Source organism: Streptomyces sp. NPDC057249, from assembly GCF_042669245.1.
GTDB lineage: Bacteria > Actinomycetota > Actinomycetes > Streptomycetales > Streptomycetaceae > Streptomyces.
Window position 1 is genome coordinate 305438 of sequence record NZ_JBHUXS010000006.1, and the last position, 16306, is coordinate 321743.

Below are 16306 nucleotides of genomic sequence, written 5' to 3' on the forward strand. Positions count from 1 at the left end.
CTGCATCCGTTGTGCCCAGCTCCCCGGCGGGTAATCCGGCTTTCCGCCGTGCGCCGGGCCGCGCGCCGGCCGGATGCGCCCCGTGTGGCCATTCGGGTCACGCCCGGCCCCTCCGCAAACCGGTCGGCCGCGGTGGCCCGCGGCCCGTACACTGGCCCCAGCGAAAGGCGTGGATGGGACGAGTAGCGTCGTACGCAGCCGGCAGCGACCCGGGGACGGTGGGAGCCCGGGGGCGAGCGCGTCGTGAAGATCAACCCGGAGCCGCCGGAAGAAAGCCCGGGTCAGTGGGGACCTCCCACGGGCCCGAAGGCCAGTAGAACCGGCATCGCACCCCAATGAGGGGGTCCGGGGCGCACGCCCGGGGCCAAGGAGGGTGGTACCGCGGGGACCGGCTCGGTTCTCGTCCCTCCGACGGAAGTGGAAGACGTCCGCCGGAGGAAGCCCGCACATGACATCGCCGCAGTACCGCCAGGTACCCGCCCAGGTCGACCTGCCCGCCCTCGAGCACGCCGTGCTCGACTTCTGGCGCGAGAACAAGGTCTTCACCAAGAGCCTCGACCAGTCCGAGGGCCGCCCCGAGTGGGTGTTCTACGAGGGCCCGCCGACCGCCAACGGCATGCCCGGCGCCCACCACATCGAGGCCCGCGTCTTCAAGGACGTCTTCCCCCGCTTCCGGACCATGCAGGGCTACCACGTGGGCCGCAAGGCCGGCTGGGACTGCCACGGCCTGCCGGTCGAGCTGGCGGTCGAGAAGGAGCTGGGCTTCAACGGCAAGAAGGACATCGAGGCGTACGGCATCGCCGAGTTCAACGCCAAGTGCCGCGAGTCCGTGACCCGGCACACCGACGCCTTCGCCGAGCTGACGACCCGCATGGGCTACTGGGTCGACCTGGACGACGCGTACCGCACGATGGACCCCGAGTACGTCGAGTCCGTGTGGTGGTCGCTGAAGGAGATCTTCAACAAGGGCCTGCTGGTCCAGGACCACCGCGTCGCCCCCTGGTGCCCGCGCTGCGGCACCGGCCTGTCCGACCACGAGCTGGCGCAGGGCTACGAGACGGTCGTCGACCCCTCGGTCTTCGTGCGTTTCCCGCTCACCTCCGGCCCGCTGGCCGGCGAGGCGGCGCTGCTGGTCTGGACGACGACCCCGTGGACCCTGGTCTCGAACACCGCCGTCGCCGCGCACCCGGACGTCAGCTACGTCGTCGCGACGAACGGCGAGGAGAAGCTCGTCGTCGCCCGGCCGCTGGTCGAGAAGGCGCTCGGCGAGGGCTGGGAGCTCACCGGCCAGTCGTTCACCGGCCGCGAGATGGAGCGCTGGACGTACGAGCGCCCGTTCGCCCTGGTCGACTTCCCGGCCGAGGCGCACTACGTCGTCAACGCCGAGTACGTGACGACCGAGGACGGTACGGGTCTGGTCCACCAGTCCCCCGCCTTCGGCGCCGACGACCTCCTGGTCTGCAAGGCGTACGGCCTGCCGGTGGTCAACCCGGTCCGCCCCGACGGCACCTTCGAGGAGGACCTGCCGCTGGTCGGCGGGGTCTTCTTCAAGAAGGCCGACGAGGCGCTGACCGAGGACCTCAAGGACCGCGGCCTGCTCTTCCGCCACGTCCCGTACGAGCACAGCTACCCGCACTGCTGGCGCTGCCACACCGCGCTGCTCTACTACGCGCAGCCGTCCTGGTACATCCGCACCACGGCGGTCAAGGAGCGGCTGCTCCAGGAGAACGAGAAGACCAACTGGTTCCCGGACTCCGTCAAGCACGGCCGCTTCGGCGACTGGCTGACCAACAACGTCGACTGGGCGCTGTCCCGCAACCGCTACTGGGGCACCCCGCTGCCGATCTGGCGCTGCGAGGAGGGCCACCTCACCTGCGTCGGCTCCCGCGCCGAGCTGGGCGAGCTGGCCGGCACGGACCTCTCGGGCCTGGACCCGCACCGCCCGTTCATCGACGACGTCACCTTCGCCTGTACGCACGAGGGCTGCGGCCTGGAGGCGCGCCGCGTCCCGGAGGTCATCGACGCCTGGTACGACTCGGGCTCGATGCCGTTCGCGCAGTGGGGCTACCCGTACAAGAACAAGGAGGTCTTCGAGAGCCGCTACCCCGCGCAGTTCATCTCGGAGGCCATCGACCAGACGCGCGGCTGGTTCTACACGCTGATGGCGGTCGGCACGCTCGTCTTCGACAAGTCGTCCTACGAGAACGTGGTCTGCCTGGGCCACATCCTGGCCGAGGACGGCCGGAAGATGTCCAAGCACCTGGGCAACATCCTCCAGCCGATCCCGCTCATGGACCAGCACGGCGCGGACGCGGTGCGCTGGTTCATGGCGGCGGGCGGCTCCCCCTGGGCGGCCCGGCGCGTGGGCCACGGCACGATCCAGGAGGTCGTCCGCAAGACGCTCCTCACCTACTGGAACACGGTGGCCTTCCAGGCCCTGTACGCCCGTACGTCGGACTGGGCGCCCTCGGCCGCGGACCCGGCGCCCGCCGACCGCACGGTCCTGGACCGCTGGCTGCTCGGCGAGCTGAACACGCTGGTGGACCAGGTCACGCAGGCGCTGGAGGGCTACGACACGCAGCGCGCCGGCAAGCTGCTGTCCGCGTTCGTGGACGACCTGTCCAACTGGTACGTGCGGCGCTCCCGGCGCCGCTTCTGGCAGGGCGACAAGGCGGCGCTGCGCACGCTGCACGAGGTGGTGGAGACCGTCACGCGGCTGATGGCCCCGCTGACCCCGTTCATCACCGAGCGGGTCTGGCAGGACCTGGTCGTGCCGGTCACCCCGGACGCGCCGGAGTCGGTGCACCTGTCCTCCTGGCCGAAGACGGACCCGGCGGCGGTCGACCCCGCGCTCTCGGCGCAGATGGCGCTGGTGCGGCGGCTGGTGGAGCTGGGCCGGGCCACGCGTGCGGAGTCGGGCGTCAAGACCCGCCAGCCGCTGTCCCGGGCGCTGGTCGCGGCCTCGGGCTTCGAGGCCCTGTCCGCGGAGCTGCGCGCCCAGATCACGGAGGAGCTGAACGTCTCCTCGCTCGCCTCGCTCTCCGAGGTGGGCGGCTCGCTGGTCGACACCACGGCCAAGGCGAACTTCCGGGCGCTCGGCAAGCGCTTCGGCAAGGGCGTCCAGGCGGTGGCCAAGGCGGTCGCGAACGCGGACGCGGCGGCGCTGTCGCTGGCCCTGCGCGAGGGCACGGCGTCGGTGGAGGTGGACGGTGAGACGGTCACCCTCGCGCCGGACGAGGTGATCATCACGGAGACCCCGCGCGAGGGCTGGTCGGTCGCCTCCGACTCGGGCGCGACGGTGGCCCTGGACCTGGAGATCACCCCGGAGCTGCGGCGGGCGGGCCTGGCCCGTGACGCGATCCGCCTGATCCAGGAGGCCCGCAAGAACAGCGGCCTGGACGTGGCCGACCGCATCGCCGTCCGCTGGACCGCCACGTCCCCGGCCACGGCGGAGGCCCTGACCGAGCACGCGACGCTGATCGCGGACGAGGTGCTGGCGCTGGACTACGCGGAGGGCGAGGCGGACGGCGCGTACGGCGCCCCGTTCGAGGACGAGGGCCTGGGCCTGGTGTTCCGCCTCCGCAAGGCGTAGCCGTAAGCCGAGGGACCCGGCCGGAGACCGTTTCGGCCGGGCCCTTTGCCGGTAGCGGCGCGGCAGAATCAAGCCCCTCCGGCGATTGAGGAGCGGGGGTACGGGGGCAGCGCCCCCGCAACGGCGCCGCGGCGGGCCGCGCACGCAAAAGGGCCGGGCCCCGGGGAAACCCCGGGGCCCGGCCCTCAGCCTGCCGACGGCTACGCGCTCAACGAGCGCGCCCCGCTCAGTTGTCGTCCTCGTCGATCAGGAACCCGCGCATCGGCGACGGGGCCTGCTGCATCGGCTGCGGCGCCTGCGGCCGCACCGGCGCCATCGGCTGCGTCATCGCCGGCGACATCTGCTGCTGACCGCCGTACGACGGGCCACCGCCCATGGACGGGTTTCCGCCGCCCATCGGCTGACCGCCGTGGTTGCCGCCCATCGTGTGCCCCATGGCACCCGCACCGGCCGGAGCCAGCGAGGGCGACGGCGGCAGCGACGCGGCGGCCGGGGTGCGCGGCGGAGCCAGCGAGTCGTCGGCCTGGGTCTCCAGCTGACGCAGCTGGCTCTCCAGGTAGGACTTCAGACGGGTCCGGTACTCGCGCTCGAAGCCCCGCAGGTCCTCGACCTTGCGCTCCAGCGTCGCGCGGGCCGACTCCAGCGAGCCCATCGCCACGCGGTGCTTCTCCTGCGCGTCCCGCTCCAGCGCGTCCGCCTTGGCGCGGGCGTCCCGCTCCAGGCCCTCGGCGCGGCTGCGCGCCTCGCCGACGATCTTGTTGGCCTCGGAACGGGCCTCCGCGATCGCCTGGTCGGCGGTCTGCTGGGCCAGGGACAGGACACGGGCGGCACTGTCGCCGCCGGGGCCCTGCTGCTGCATCTGCGGCGGGGGCTGCATCTGCTGCATCTGCTGCTGCGGGTTGTGACCGCCCATGGGGCCGCCCATCGGGCCGCCCATGGGACCGCCCTGCATCGGGCCGGGGCCGTGCGGGCCCTGCGGACCGGGGCCGTGCGGGCCCTGGGGGCCGTGACCGCTGGGACCGGCGGGCAGCTGCGGAGCACCACCGGGCAGCTGGGGGGGACCCATCTGCGGGGGCTGCTGCTGGACCGGCGGGCCCGATATGGCGGCGGGCACCGGGGCACCCGGCCGCTCCTGCTGCTCCGGCGGCTTGCGCATGCCCTGCTGCTGGTTCTGCGCGGCGGCACGCGTGGCGGCGGCCAGCTTGGCGCGCAGGTCCTCGTTCTCACGGAGCAGGCGGGTCAGCTCCGACTCGACCTCGTCGAGGAAGGCATCGACCTCGTCCTCGTCGTAGCCCTCTCGGAGGCGGACTGTCGTGAACTGCTTGTTCCGCACATCCTCGGGAGTCAGCGGCATCTCTTCTTCACCTCTACGTAGTCGTCGGCAGTCGGCAAGACCGTATCGCTCACAGCCTGATCACGATGCTGATCAGGATGGAAACGATGATCATCAGAACGAAGAAGGACAGGTCGAGTGCCACGCCCCCGAGACGCAGCGGCGGGATGAACCGCCGCAGGAGCTTGAGCGGTGGATCGGTGACCGTGTAGGTCGTCTCCAGGACGACCACCATCGGCTTGCCCGGCTGCCATGAACGTGCGAACTGGAAGACGTAGTCCATGACGAGCCGGAAGATCAGCACGATGAGGAAACACATCAACGCGATGTAGACAACACTTTGTGCGACGCCCATCTCTCGCGCTTCCCTCTCCCCTGGCTCTCGTAGCACCGGCCTCTCGGCCGGGTTGTTCCCGGTGTCGTGTTCTCAGCTCTGGTTGAAGAATCCGCCCTCTGCGATGCGGGCCTTGTCCTCCGCCGTGACATCGACGTTAGCAGGCGACAACAGGAACACCTTCTGTGTCACTCGCTCAATGCTGCCATGGAGACCGAAGACGAGTCCCGCGGCAAAGTCGACAAGTCGCTTTGCGTCCGTATCGTCCATCTCCGTGAGATTCATGATCACCGGAGTGCCCTCACGGAAGTGTTCCCCGATGGTACGGGCCTCGTTGTACGTCCTGGGGTGCAGCGTCGTGATCCGGTAGGGCTCGCGCTCGGACACGACCTTGGGCATGATCACCGGTGCGTTCTTCTCCATGTTCGGACGTTCAGGTGTGATGGATGCCACGGGTGCGATCCGGGCGGGTCGCTCGCGCTCCGCCGGGATCTGGACCGGCTCCCGCTGCGCCGGCGGCTGGACCGCGCGTACCGGTTCGTCGCGCTCGCGGTCCCGCTCCACCTGATGCGCGGGCTGGTGCCGGCGCCGGTCGCGCTCGGGCTCCGGCTCGGGTTCGAATTCGTCGTCGGGGTCGAACCCCGGGCCGTCGTACCCATCGTCCTCCACGAGGCCGAGGTAGACCGCCATCTTGCGCATCGCGCCGGCCATGCTCTGAGTCCTCCGCTCTGTGGTGGATCGGCATCTGTCACCAAGTGCCCGCGATCCACTCCGGCCCTCCCCGCCCTGGGCGGTAATGACCATATTTTCTGCTGTGGTCCGACTTGCTTGGCGACGTTACCCGAGCCCGGGGCGGACTCCGAGTACCGCAGTACCGACGCGTACATGTGTCGCTCCGGCCGCGATCGCGTCCTCGAGGTCCGCACTCATCCCCGCAGAGACCATGTTCGCAGCCGGATGGTTCCCGCGCAGCCGGGATGAGAATTCCATCAGCCGGTCGAACGCGGCCCGTTGCCGCCCGGCGAAGGGGCCGGAGAGCGGCGCGACGGTCATCAGCCCGTCCAGCCGGAGCCCGGGCGCGGCGGCCACCGCGTCCGCCAACTCCGCGATCCCGTCAGGGGCGACACCCCCGCGGGCCCCCCGCTCGCCGCTCTCCGCGTCGAGGGCGACCTGGATGAGGCAGCCGAGTGCGCGCTCGCGGCGCTCGGCCGCCGTCGAGAGGGCGGTCACCAGCTTCGTACGGTCCACAGACTGCACGACATCGGCATAACCGGCCACGGAACGGACCTTGTTGGTCTGCAACTGACCGACAAAGTGCCAGGAGAGGGACAGATCCGCACACTCGGCGGCCTTGGGGGCGGCGTCCTGGTCGCGGTTCTCCGCGACCTGACGCACACCGAGTCCGTGCAGAATCCGCACATCGCTCGCGGGGTAGGTCTTGGTGACCACGAGCAGGGTCACCTCCTCCCGCGCGCGTCCGGCCGCGACGCAGGCCGAAGCGATCCGTTCCTCCACCCGCGCCAGATTCGCGGCGAGTTGTTCCTTGCGTTCCGTCATGCCCTATCAGTCCAGCCAGACATATCCGGCGAGCCGCCCGGTGGTGCGGTCGCGTCGGTACGAGAAGTGGTCGCCCGATTCCAGAGTGCAGAAAGGCGACGCCTGCCGGTCGGTGACGCCGAGCTCCGCCAGCTGGGCGTGCACCCCGCCCGTGACGTCCACCGCCGGGGTGCCCCAGCTGGTCTCGGACCGGGAGCCGGGCACACGCGCGGCGACCTCGTCCCGCATCGCGGCCGGCACCTCGTAGCAGCGCCCGCAGACGGCCGGCCCGGTCCGCGCGATGATCCGGGAGACCTCCGCGCCCAGCCGGACCATGGCCTCGACCGCGGCCGGAACCACCCCGGCGACCAGCCCGGGCCGCCCGGCGTGCGCCGCCGCGACGACGCCGGCCTCCGGGTCGGCGAGCAGGACGGGCGTGCAGTCGGCGGTCAGCACGGCGAGCGCGAGCCCGCGCCGCGCGGTGACCACCGCGTCGACGGCGGGGATCTCCGCCGCTTCGCCCCAGGGTCCGTCGACCACGGCCACGTCCCGGCCGTGGACCTGGTTCATCCAGACGACCAGCGCCGGATCGAGCCCCCGGGCACGCGCGGCCCGCTCGCGGTTGGCGAGGACGGCGGCGGGGTCGTCGCCGACCGCGCCGCCGAGGTTGAGCTCCGCGTACGGGGCGGCGCTCACTCCGCCCCACCTGTCGGTGAAGGAGAAGTGAGCGCCGCCCCGCGAAAAGACAGAGACCGTCGGGCTCACTGCGTCATGCGGACCTATCACTTCAAGAAGTCCGGTACGTCCAGCTCTTCGGCCTGGGAGTCCGAGTAGGGACGGGCCGGCGGGACGTGCGGGGGCGAGACGACCGGCGGGAGGTGGGTCTCACCCGACACCGGAACCGGCTCGGCCTGCACCGGCGGCTCCTCGCGCGGCGGCACCGAACCGAGCCCGCCGGACTGGCGCACCGGCTCGGGCGCGGACCGGACCGGCGTCGGGGCCGGCTCCTCGCGCTTGGCGCTGTTCGCGCCGAGGACGTTCTCCCGCCGGGCCGGCGGCTGTCCGCCGTCGAAGCCCGCCGCGATGACGGTGACCCGCACCTCGTCGCCGAGGGCGTCGTCGATGACCGCGCCGAAGATGATGTTGGCCTCGGGGTGGGCCGCCTCGCTCACCAGTTGGGCGGCCTCGTTGATCTCGAAGAGACCGAGGTCGCTGCCGCCGGAGATGGAGAGCAGGACACCGCGGGCGCCGTCGATGGACGCCTCCAGGAGCGGCGAGGAGATCGCCATCTCCGCCGCGGCCACCGCGCGGTCGTCGCCGCGGGCGGAGCCGATGCCCATGAGCGCGGAACCGGCCTCGGACATGACCGACTTGACGTCGGCGAAGTCCAGGTTGATCAGGCCCGGGGTGGTGATGAGGTCGGTGATGCCCTGGACACCCGAGAGCAGGACCTGGTCGGCCGACTTGAACGCGTCGAGCACGCTGACCTGGCGGTCCGAGATGGACAGCAGCCGGTCGTTGGGGATGACGATGAGGGTGTCGACCTCTTCGCGGAGCTCGGCGATGCCGTCCTCCGCCTGGTTGGCGCGGCGCCGGCCCTCGAAGGTGAACGGGCGGGTGACCACACCGATCGTCAGGGCGCCGAGCGAGCGCGCGATGTTGGCGACGACGGGTGCGCCACCGGTGCCGGTGCCGCCGCCTTCGCCTGCGGTGACGAAGACCATGTCGGCCCCCTTGAGGACCTCCTCGATCTCCTCACGGTGGTCCTCTGCCGCCTTACGACCGACGGCCGGGTTCGCCCCGGCGCCGAGGCCGCGGGTGAGTTCGCGGCCGACGTCGAGCTTGACGTCGGCGTCGCTCATCAACAGGGCTTGCGCATCCGTGTTGATCGCGATGAACTCGACGCCCTTGAGACCGACCTCGATCATTCGGTTGATGGCATTGACACCACCGCCGCCGACACCGATGACCTTGATGACTGCGAGGTAGTTCTGCGGTGCTGCCACGTCGAAGGCCTCTCGCCTCGAGTTACGTGTCGTCGCTTCGCGGTGATCCCGCCGCGACGACGGATGCCGATTGGGACGGTCCGAACGCCGACCCAAACCCTAACGTTCAAGTTTAGGGTTACCAGTGTGTCTGCTTCATGGACTCTTCCGAACAGGACACTAAGTCGACAAGTGGCGCACGTTCAACGAACACGCCGAACCTCCCGTTTTTCTTTTCACCCTATGTGATCACCCGTAGCGCTGACCAACCAGGGTGCTGGCCAGGCCAAATGTGCGTCAACCACCCGACACCGCGGGCGCGGTGGGGGCACTCACGTCGAAGTGTCCCGCTTTGGGTGCGGCCTTCATGAGAGCGGTGAGGACTTTCGCCTTCACCGCACCCGCTCCACCACTTCCCCACATCACCGTGCGATCCCCGCTGAGTTCCAGGGAGATGGCGTCGTACGAATCGACCCGGACGACCCGGGTGTCCTCCGCGACGCCGTCCGGGAGGTCACCGGCGACCCGGACCGCTTCCCGCACCAGCCGGTCACTGCCGAAGCGGCGCAGGCTCGCGGAACGGCCGGTCGCCACCTCCAGCAGGGGTACGTGCCCGGGAGGCCTCTCCACCGTCGCGAAGTGCACGCCCTCGTCGTCCACTTCGATGAACTTCGTGCCCTTTTTCACCAACAGGACCGGCTTTCGCTCGGTCACCTTAAGTCCGATGCCGTGCGGCCATGACCGAACGACATCCACCTCGTCGACACGAGGCAACTTCTGGCGCAACCTCTTCTCGATGGCACCGGTGTCCACGGAGACGAGCGGGGCGCCCATCGGCACCGCCGCGGCGCGCTCCACCTCGGCCGGCGTCAGCACCCGCACACCGGTGATCCTGACCTGTTCGACCCGCAGCCAGGAGGAGCCGTACAGCGCCCAGACGACGCCGGAGCCGAGCAGCAGCACGGCTCCGGCGATCAGGAGCAGCAGCCGGCGGGAGACGCGGCGCCCCTCGGGGCGTGAACGCGGCTGCCGGTCCGGGGCGTCCTCCTGCTTCCCTGCACCGCGCTGGGCGGTCGTCGGTCCGGCCACGCTCGCTCCTTATGCCGGGTCCGGGAGCCATCGCCCCCGGACCCGTCCGCCTCACGCGTTACGGCGTGCGGCAATCGCCTCGTACACCATGCCGACCAGCAGATCGTCGGCGTCCCGGCGGCCGAACTCCGCGGCGGCCCGGGACATCTCATACAACCGGTGCGGATCGGACAGCACCGGGAGGACGTTGCCCTGCACCCACTCGGGGGTGAGCGCGGCGTCGTCCACCAGCAGCCCGCCGCCGGCGTTGACCACCGGCTGGGCGTTGAGCCGCTGTTCGCCGTTGCCGATGGGCAACGGGACGTAGGCGGCGGGCAGTCCGACGGCGGAGAGTTCGGCGACGGTCATCGCGCCCGCGCGGCAGAGCATCATGTCGGCCGCGGCGTACGCGAGATCCATCCGGTCCACGTACGGTACCGGGATATAGGGGGGCATCCCGGGCATGTTGTCCACGCGCGGCAATTCGTTCTTCGGCCCGACCACGTGCAGGATCTGGATGCCGGAGCGCTGGAGCAGCGGAGCGACGCGCTGCACCACCTCGTTGAGGTGGCGGGCGCCCTGCGAGCCGCCGGAGACCAGCAGCGTCGGCAGGTTGGGGTCGAGGCCGAACGCCGCGCGCGCCTCGGGCCGGACGCGCGCCCGGTCGAGGGTGGCGATGGTGCGGCGGAGCGGGATGCCGATGTAGCGGGCACCGCGCAGCTTGCTGTCGGGCGTGGAGACGGCCACGCCGTGCGCGTAGCGCGAGCCGATCTTGTTGGCCAGGCCGGGGCGGGCGTTGGCCTCGTGGACCACGATCGGGACGCCGGCGCGCTTGGCGGCGAGATAGCCCGGCAGGGCCACGTACCCGCCGAAGCCGACCACGCAGTCGGCCCGGGTGCGTTCCAGGATCTGCTCGGCGGCCTTGATGGTGCCGCGCAGCCGGCCCGGGACGGTGATGAGTTCGGGAGTGGGCTTGCGCGGCAGCGGTACGGCCGGGATCAGCGCCAGTTCGTACCCCCGCTCGGGTACGAGTCTGGTCTCGAGTCCGCGCTCCGTGCCGAGAGCGGTGATCCCCACGCTCGGGTCCTGCCTGCGCAGGGCGTCCGCGAGGGCAAGCGCGGGCTCGATGTGGCCGGCGGTCCCCCCACCGGCGAGTACGACATGCACCGAATTTCACCGCTCTCCGGACGGACGCTTCTTGACGCGCCGTCTCATCGTCTTCCATCTCACCCCGGGCCTCCGCACGGCCAGGGCCGCCTTCGCGGCGGGCTCGTCCCGCGCGAACGCGATCAGCAGCCCGACGGCGAACATGGTCGGCAGCAGGGCCGATCCCCCGTAGGAGAACAGCGGGAGCGGGACACCGGCGATCGGCAGCAGGCCGAGCACCGCACCGATGTTGATCACGGCCTGCGCCGTGACCCAGGTGGTCACACCTCCCGCTGCGTACCTCACGAAGGGGTCCTCCGTGCGTCCGGCCACGCGGATACCCGCATAGCCTAGAGCCGCGAAGAGGGCGAGCACCGACAGCGTCCCCGCCAGCCCCAGTTCCTCCCCGAGGATGGCGAAGATGAAGTCGGTGTGCGGTTCGGGAAGTTGGCCCCATTTTTCCACACTCGCGCCGAGGCCGGAACCGAACCATCCGCCTGACGCCAGAGCATAGATGCCGTGCACGGCCTGCCAGCAGGAGCCACCGGGTCCGGGCTCGCTGGCCCCCATGCAGTCCAGCCTGGACATGCGGTTGGGGCTGGTCTTGATCAGCAGGAAGCCGATGAGCCCCGCGGTGGCGAGCACTCCGGCGAACAGCCGGGTGGGCGCCCCGGCCAGCCAGAGCAGGCCGAACAGGATGGCCGTGAGAATGATCGCAGTGCCCATGTCGCCGCCGAGCATGATGAGCCCGAGCAGCATGAAGGCGACCGGCACCAGCGGCACCAGCATGTGCTTCCACTGGGTCAGCAGCCGCTTGTCCTGTTTGCGGGCGAGCAGGTCGGCCCCCCACAGCACGAGCGCCAGCTTGCCGAACTCGCTGGGCTGGAGCTGGAAGGGCCCGCCCAGGTAGAGCCAGTTGCGGTTGCCGTTGACCGACATCCCTATCCCCGGCACCTGGACCAGGACCATCAGGAAGACGGCGCCCATCAGCAGCGGGTAGGACAGCGCGCGGTGCAGCTTCACCGGCATCCGGGCGGCGGCCGCCATCAGCCCGGCCCCGATCACGGCGGCCAGGAACTGCTTGCGGAAGAAGTAGGTGCCCGGCTTGCCGAGCTCCAGCGCCTTGATCATCGAGGCGGAGTAGACCATCACCAGGCCGAGCACGGTGATCAGCAGTCCGGCGCCCAGGATCACGTAGTACGCCGTCAGCGGGCGGTCCCAGGCCCGTCGTGCCCGCTCGTACAGCCGGCGGGCTCCGCCGCCGCGCGGGCTGCGGGGGCTGCCGGTGCTCCGGACCCGCACCGACGCGGGCCGCCGGGCCTTGTCAGCGGGCCGTACCCGCACGCTCTCTTCGGCCGGCATGTCCCTGTCCCCTCCACTGCTCGTGCCCGGGGCGCGGCGGCCGGGCCCGTCAGACGCTCTCGGCGGCGCGTGTGCGGACGGCGTCCGCGAAGGCCTCGCCCCGCTTGTTGTAGTTGACGAACATGTCCATGGAGGCGCAGGCCGGGGCCATCAGTACGGTGTCTCCCGGCCGGGCGAGCCGTGCGGCTTCGCGGACCGCCTCGGACATCGCCCCAGTGTCGGTCCGGTCGAGGTCGACCACGGGTACTTCGGGGGCGTGTCGCGCGAGGGCTTCGCGGATCAGGGCCCGGTCCGCGCCCATGAGCACGACGCCCCGCAGCCGCTTGGCGCAGCCGGTCACCAGCTCGTCGAAGGTGGCGCCCTTGGCCAGGCCGCCGGCGATCCAGACGATGGAGTCGTAGGCGGCGAGCGAGGCTTCGGCGGCGTGCGTGTTGGTGGCCTTGGAGTCGTCCACGTACGCGACCCCGGCCACGTCCGCGACGTGCTCGATGCGGTGCGGGTCGGGGCGGAAGTTCCGCAGCCCGTCGCGGACGGCGGCGGGCTCGACGCCGTAGGCGCGGGCCAGGGCGGCGGCGGCCAGGGCGTTGGCGATGTTGTGCGGGGCCGGCGGATTCACGTCCGCGACCTCGGCCAGCTCCTGGGCCTGCTTCTGGCGGTTCTGCACGAAGGCGCGGTCCACCAGGATGCCGTCGACGACGCCGAGCTGCGAGGGGCCCGGCGTACCGAGGGTGAAGCCGATGGCGCGGCAGCCCTCCTCGACGTCGGCCTCGCGCACCAGCTCCTCGGTGGCCGGGTCGGCCGCGTTGTACACGCAGGCGACGCGGTTGCCCTCGTAGATCCGGCCCTTGTCGGCCGCGTACGCCGCCATGGAGCCGTGCCAGTCCAGGTGGTCTGGGGCCAGGTTGAGCACGGCGGCGGAGTGGGCGCGCAGCGAGGGCGCCCAGTGCAGCTGGTAGCTGGAGAGCTCGACGGCGAGCACGTCGTACGTCTCCTCGCCGAGGACGGCGTCCAGCAGGGAGACGCCGATGTTGCCGACGGCGGCGGTGCGCAGCCCGGCGGCCTCCAGGATGGAGGCGAGCATCCGTACGGTCGTGGTCTTGCCGTTGGTGCCGGTGACCGCGAGCCAGGGGGCCGGCTCGCGGCCGTCCCGGCCGCGCAGCCGCCAGGCGAGTTCGACGTCGCCCCAGACCGGGACGCCCGCCTCGGCGGCCGCGGCGAACAGCGGCTTGCCGGGCTTCCAGCCGGGGGCGGTGACGACGAGTTCGGTGGACGGGGGCAGGGTGTCGCCGTCGCCGAGGCGCACGGTGATGCCCTGCGCCTCCAGTTCGGCGGCCTGGGCGCGGGAGCGCTCGTCGTCGCCGTCGTTGACCACGGTGACGACGGCGCCGAGGCCGTGCAGCACCCGGGCCGCAGGGATTCCGGAGACCCCCAGCCCGGCGACCGTGACGTGCTTGCCCTGCCAGTCCACGTTGCTCACTTCTTGGCTGCCCACCCTGCGTAGAAGAGGCCGAGTCCGACGATCACGCACATGCCCTGGATGATCCAGAAGCGGACCACGACAAGGACTTCGGACCACCCCTTGAGTTCGAAGTGGTGCTGGAGCGGGGCCATGCGGAAGACGCGCTTGCCGGTCATCTTGAACGAGCCGACCTGGATGACGACGGACATCGTGATCATCACGAAGAGGCCGCCGAGGATCGCCATCAGGAATTCGGTGCGGGAGCAGATCGCGAGGCCGGCGAGCGCGCCGCCGAGGGCGAGCGAGCCGGTGTCCCCCATGAAGATCTTGGCCGGCGAGGTGTTCCACCACAGGAAGCCGAAGCAGGAGCCCATCAGCGCGGAGGCCACGACCGCGAGGTCGAGGGGGTCGCGCACTTCGAAACAGGCGCTCGGGTTCGTGAGGGTGCCGGCGTTGGCGCAGGACTCCTGGAACTGCCAGAGCCCGATGAAGGTGTACGCGCCGAAGACCATCACCGACGCGCCGGTGGCCAGGCCGTCCAGACCGTCCGTCAGGTTCACGCCGTTGGACATGGCGAGGATCATGAACAGCGCCCAGACGACGAAGAGCACCGGGCCGATCGACCAGCCGAAGTCCTCGACGAACGAGAGCTTGTCGGAGGCCGGGGTGTTGCCGCGGGCGTCGGCGAACTGGAGCGAGAGCACCGCGAAGGCGATCCCGACTATCAGCTGGCCGGCCATCTTCGCCTTGGCCCGCAGGCCGAGCGAGCGCTGCTTGACGATCTTGATGTAGTCGTCCAGGAAGCCGACGAGTCCCATGCCGGTCATCAGGAAGAGGACCAGCACACCGGAGAAGCGCATCTCCTCGCCGGTGATCACCTTCGCCAGGAAGTACGCGATGAGCGTCGCCAGGATGAAGGCGATGCCGCCCATCGTGGGCGTGCCCTTCTTGGACCCGTGGGTACGCGGGCCGTCGTCGCGGATGAACTGCCCGTATCCCTTGCGGGCCAGGAGCTTGATCAGCAGCGGCGTGCCGACCAGGGTCAGGAAGAGCCCGATGGCTCCCGCGAAGAGGATCTGCCTCATCGGCCCGCGACCTCGCCCTCGGTCGCGTTCTCCAGCAGCGCTGTGACGACCTGCTCAAGGCCGACCGACCGGGACGCCTTCACCAGCACCACGTCTCCCGGGCGCAGTTCCCTGCGCAACAGGTCGACGGCAGCCTGTGCGTCGGACACGTGCACCGACTCCTCACCCCACGAACCCTCGTTGTATGCGCCCAGTTGCAGCCAGGAGGCTTCTCTGCCCCCGACCGCGACGAGCTTGCTGACGTTGAGCCGGACGGCGAGCCGTCCGACCGCGTCGTGCTCGGCGAGCGAGGCGTCGCCGAGCTCGGCCATCAGGCCGAGCACCGCCCACGTACGACGCCCCTTCCCCATGGCGGCCAGCGCGCGGAGCGCGGCCTTCATGGATTCGGGGTTGGCGTTGTAGGCGTCATTGACGAACGTCACGCCGTCCGGACGCTCGGTGACCTCCATGCGCCAGCGGGAGAGGGTGCCCGCCTCGGAGAGCCCTTCGGCGATCTCGTCTGCGGACAGGCCCAGCTCATGGGCGACGGCGGCCGCGGCGAGCGCGTTCGACACGTGGTGCTCACCGTACAGGCGCATGGTCACCTCGCTGCACCCGGTGGGTGTGTGGAGGCGGAACGCGGGGCGTCCGTCGTCGGTGAGGTGCACGTCTTCGCCCCGTACGTCCGCATCCGCGCCCTCGCCGAAGAGGACGACGCGCGCCTTGGTACGGGAGGACATGGCGCGTACGAGGGGGTCGTCGGCGTTGAGCACGGCGATGCCGTCCTCGGGCAGCGACTCGACCATCTCGCCCTTGGCCTGGGCGATCTGCTCCTTGCCCCCGAACTCGCCGATGTGCGCGCTGCCGACGTTCAGCACCAGGCCGATGCGCGGCGGGACGAGTCCGGTGAGGTAGCGGATGTCCCCGATGTAGCGGGCGCCCATTTCGAGGACCAGGTGCCGGGTCTCGTCGGTGGCGCGCAACGCGGTGAGCGGCAGGCCGATCTCGTTGTTGAGGTTGCCCTCCGGGTAGACGGTGGGCCCCTTGCGCTCCAGGAGTTGCGCGATGAGGTCCTTGGTGGAGGTCTTGCCCGCGGAGCCGGTGAGGGCGACGACGGTGGCGCCGAGGCGGCCGACGACGGCGCGGGAGAGCGCGCCGAGGGCGGCCACGACGTCGTCCACGACGATCGCGGGCACGCCGACGGGGCGGGTGGCCAGGACGAGGGCCGCGCCCGCCTCGACGGCGCGCTCGGCGTAGTCGTGGCCGTCGGCCCGTTCGCCGGCGAAGGCGACGAAGAGGCTGCCGGGGGTCACCTTGCGGGAGTCGATGACGACGGGCCCGCTGACGGTTGCCGACGGATCCGGTATGTCGTGCGTCTGCCCGCCGACGATTTCGGCGATCTCGGCGAGGGAAAGGGCGATCACTTG

At 70.9% G+C, this 16306-nt stretch carries 13 protein-coding genes; 1 reads left to right on the forward strand and 12 read right to left on the reverse strand.

Features of this window, described 5'->3' with window-relative positions:
* Positions 1–448: 448 nt before the first annotated feature.
* Positions 449–3592 carry an isoleucine--tRNA ligase gene (gene ileS / locus ACFUJY_RS14220; RefSeq protein ID WP_383298511.1) on the forward strand — a complete coding sequence of 1048 codons (3144 nt, stop codon included), beginning with the start codon at positions 449–451 and terminating at the stop codon, positions 3590–3592.
* 226 nt (positions 3593–3818) lie between these two features.
* Here the strand turns inward: ileS and ACFUJY_RS14225 are convergent, their stop codons facing one another.
* The 12 genes from ACFUJY_RS14225 to murF all read right to left on the reverse strand — a co-directional run bounded on the left by ACFUJY_RS14225 (position 3819) and on the right by murF (position 16303).
* The gene (locus tag ACFUJY_RS14225; protein WP_383298513.1) at positions 3819–4946 is read right to left on the reverse strand and encodes a DivIVA domain-containing protein; all 1128 of its coding nucleotides are present in this window, start codon (positions 4944–4946) and stop codon (positions 3819–3821) included.
* Between the two features lie 49 nt (positions 4947–4995).
* The gene (locus ACFUJY_RS14230; RefSeq protein WP_093709231.1) at positions 4996–5280 is read right to left on the reverse strand and encodes a YggT family protein; all 285 of its coding nucleotides are present in this window, start codon (positions 5278–5280) and stop codon (positions 4996–4998) included.
* A 72-nt stretch (positions 5281–5352) separates the two neighbouring features.
* Positions 5353–5970, reverse strand: coding sequence for a cell division protein SepF (locus ACFUJY_RS14235; protein ID WP_018104459.1), 618 nt, complete (start codon positions 5968–5970; stop codon positions 5353–5355).
* A gap of 126 nt (positions 5971–6096) precedes the next feature.
* Positions 6097–6816, reverse strand: coding sequence for a YggS family pyridoxal phosphate-dependent enzyme (locus tag ACFUJY_RS14240; protein ID WP_383298515.1), 720 nt, complete (start codon positions 6814–6816; stop codon positions 6097–6099).
* A 6-nt stretch (positions 6817–6822) separates the two neighbouring features.
* Complete coding sequence (gene pgeF, locus ACFUJY_RS14245; RefSeq protein WP_383298517.1) at positions 6823–7581, reverse strand: peptidoglycan editing factor PgeF; 759 nt, start codon at positions 7579–7581, stop codon at positions 6823–6825.
* Positions 7578–8801: a cell division protein FtsZ gene (ftsZ, locus tag ACFUJY_RS14250; RefSeq protein WP_328899754.1), complete on the reverse strand. Its 1224-nt coding sequence runs from the start codon at positions 8799–8801 to the stop codon at positions 7578–7580. The genes pgeF and ftsZ overlap by 4 nt, the downstream gene beginning before the upstream one ends.
* A gap of 276 nt (positions 8802–9077) precedes the next feature.
* Positions 9078–9869 (reverse strand): cell division protein FtsQ/DivIB, encoded by a 792-nt coding sequence (locus ACFUJY_RS14255; RefSeq protein WP_383298519.1) that lies wholly within the window; start codon positions 9867–9869, stop codon positions 9078–9080.
* A 51-nt stretch (positions 9870–9920) separates the two neighbouring features.
* Positions 9921–11015 (reverse strand): undecaprenyldiphospho-muramoylpentapeptide beta-N-acetylglucosaminyltransferase, encoded by a 1095-nt coding sequence (gene murG / locus ACFUJY_RS14260; RefSeq protein WP_018104454.1) that lies wholly within the window; start codon positions 11013–11015, stop codon positions 9921–9923.
* A gap of 6 nt (positions 11016–11021) precedes the next feature.
* Positions 11022–12356 (reverse strand): putative lipid II flippase FtsW, encoded by a 1335-nt coding sequence (gene ftsW / locus ACFUJY_RS14265; protein WP_383298521.1) that lies wholly within the window; start codon positions 12354–12356, stop codon positions 11022–11024.
* 49 nt (positions 12357–12405) lie between these two features.
* Positions 12406–13833 (reverse strand): UDP-N-acetylmuramoyl-L-alanine--D-glutamate ligase, encoded by a 1428-nt coding sequence (gene murD, locus ACFUJY_RS14270; RefSeq protein ID WP_383298649.1) that lies wholly within the window; start codon positions 13831–13833, stop codon positions 12406–12408.
* Complete coding sequence (gene mraY, locus ACFUJY_RS14275) at positions 13830–14900, reverse strand: phospho-N-acetylmuramoyl-pentapeptide-transferase (RefSeq protein WP_383298523.1); 1071 nt, start codon at positions 14898–14900, stop codon at positions 13830–13832. Before mraY ends, murD begins: the two co-directional genes overlap by 4 nt.
* Positions 14897–16303, reverse strand: a complete 1407-nt coding sequence (gene murF / locus ACFUJY_RS14280) for a UDP-N-acetylmuramoyl-tripeptide--D-alanyl-D-alanine ligase (protein ID WP_383298525.1) — start codon at positions 16301–16303, stop codon at positions 14897–14899. The genes mraY and murF overlap by 4 nt, the downstream gene beginning before the upstream one ends.
* Between the last annotated feature and the right edge of the window lie 3 nt (positions 16304–16306).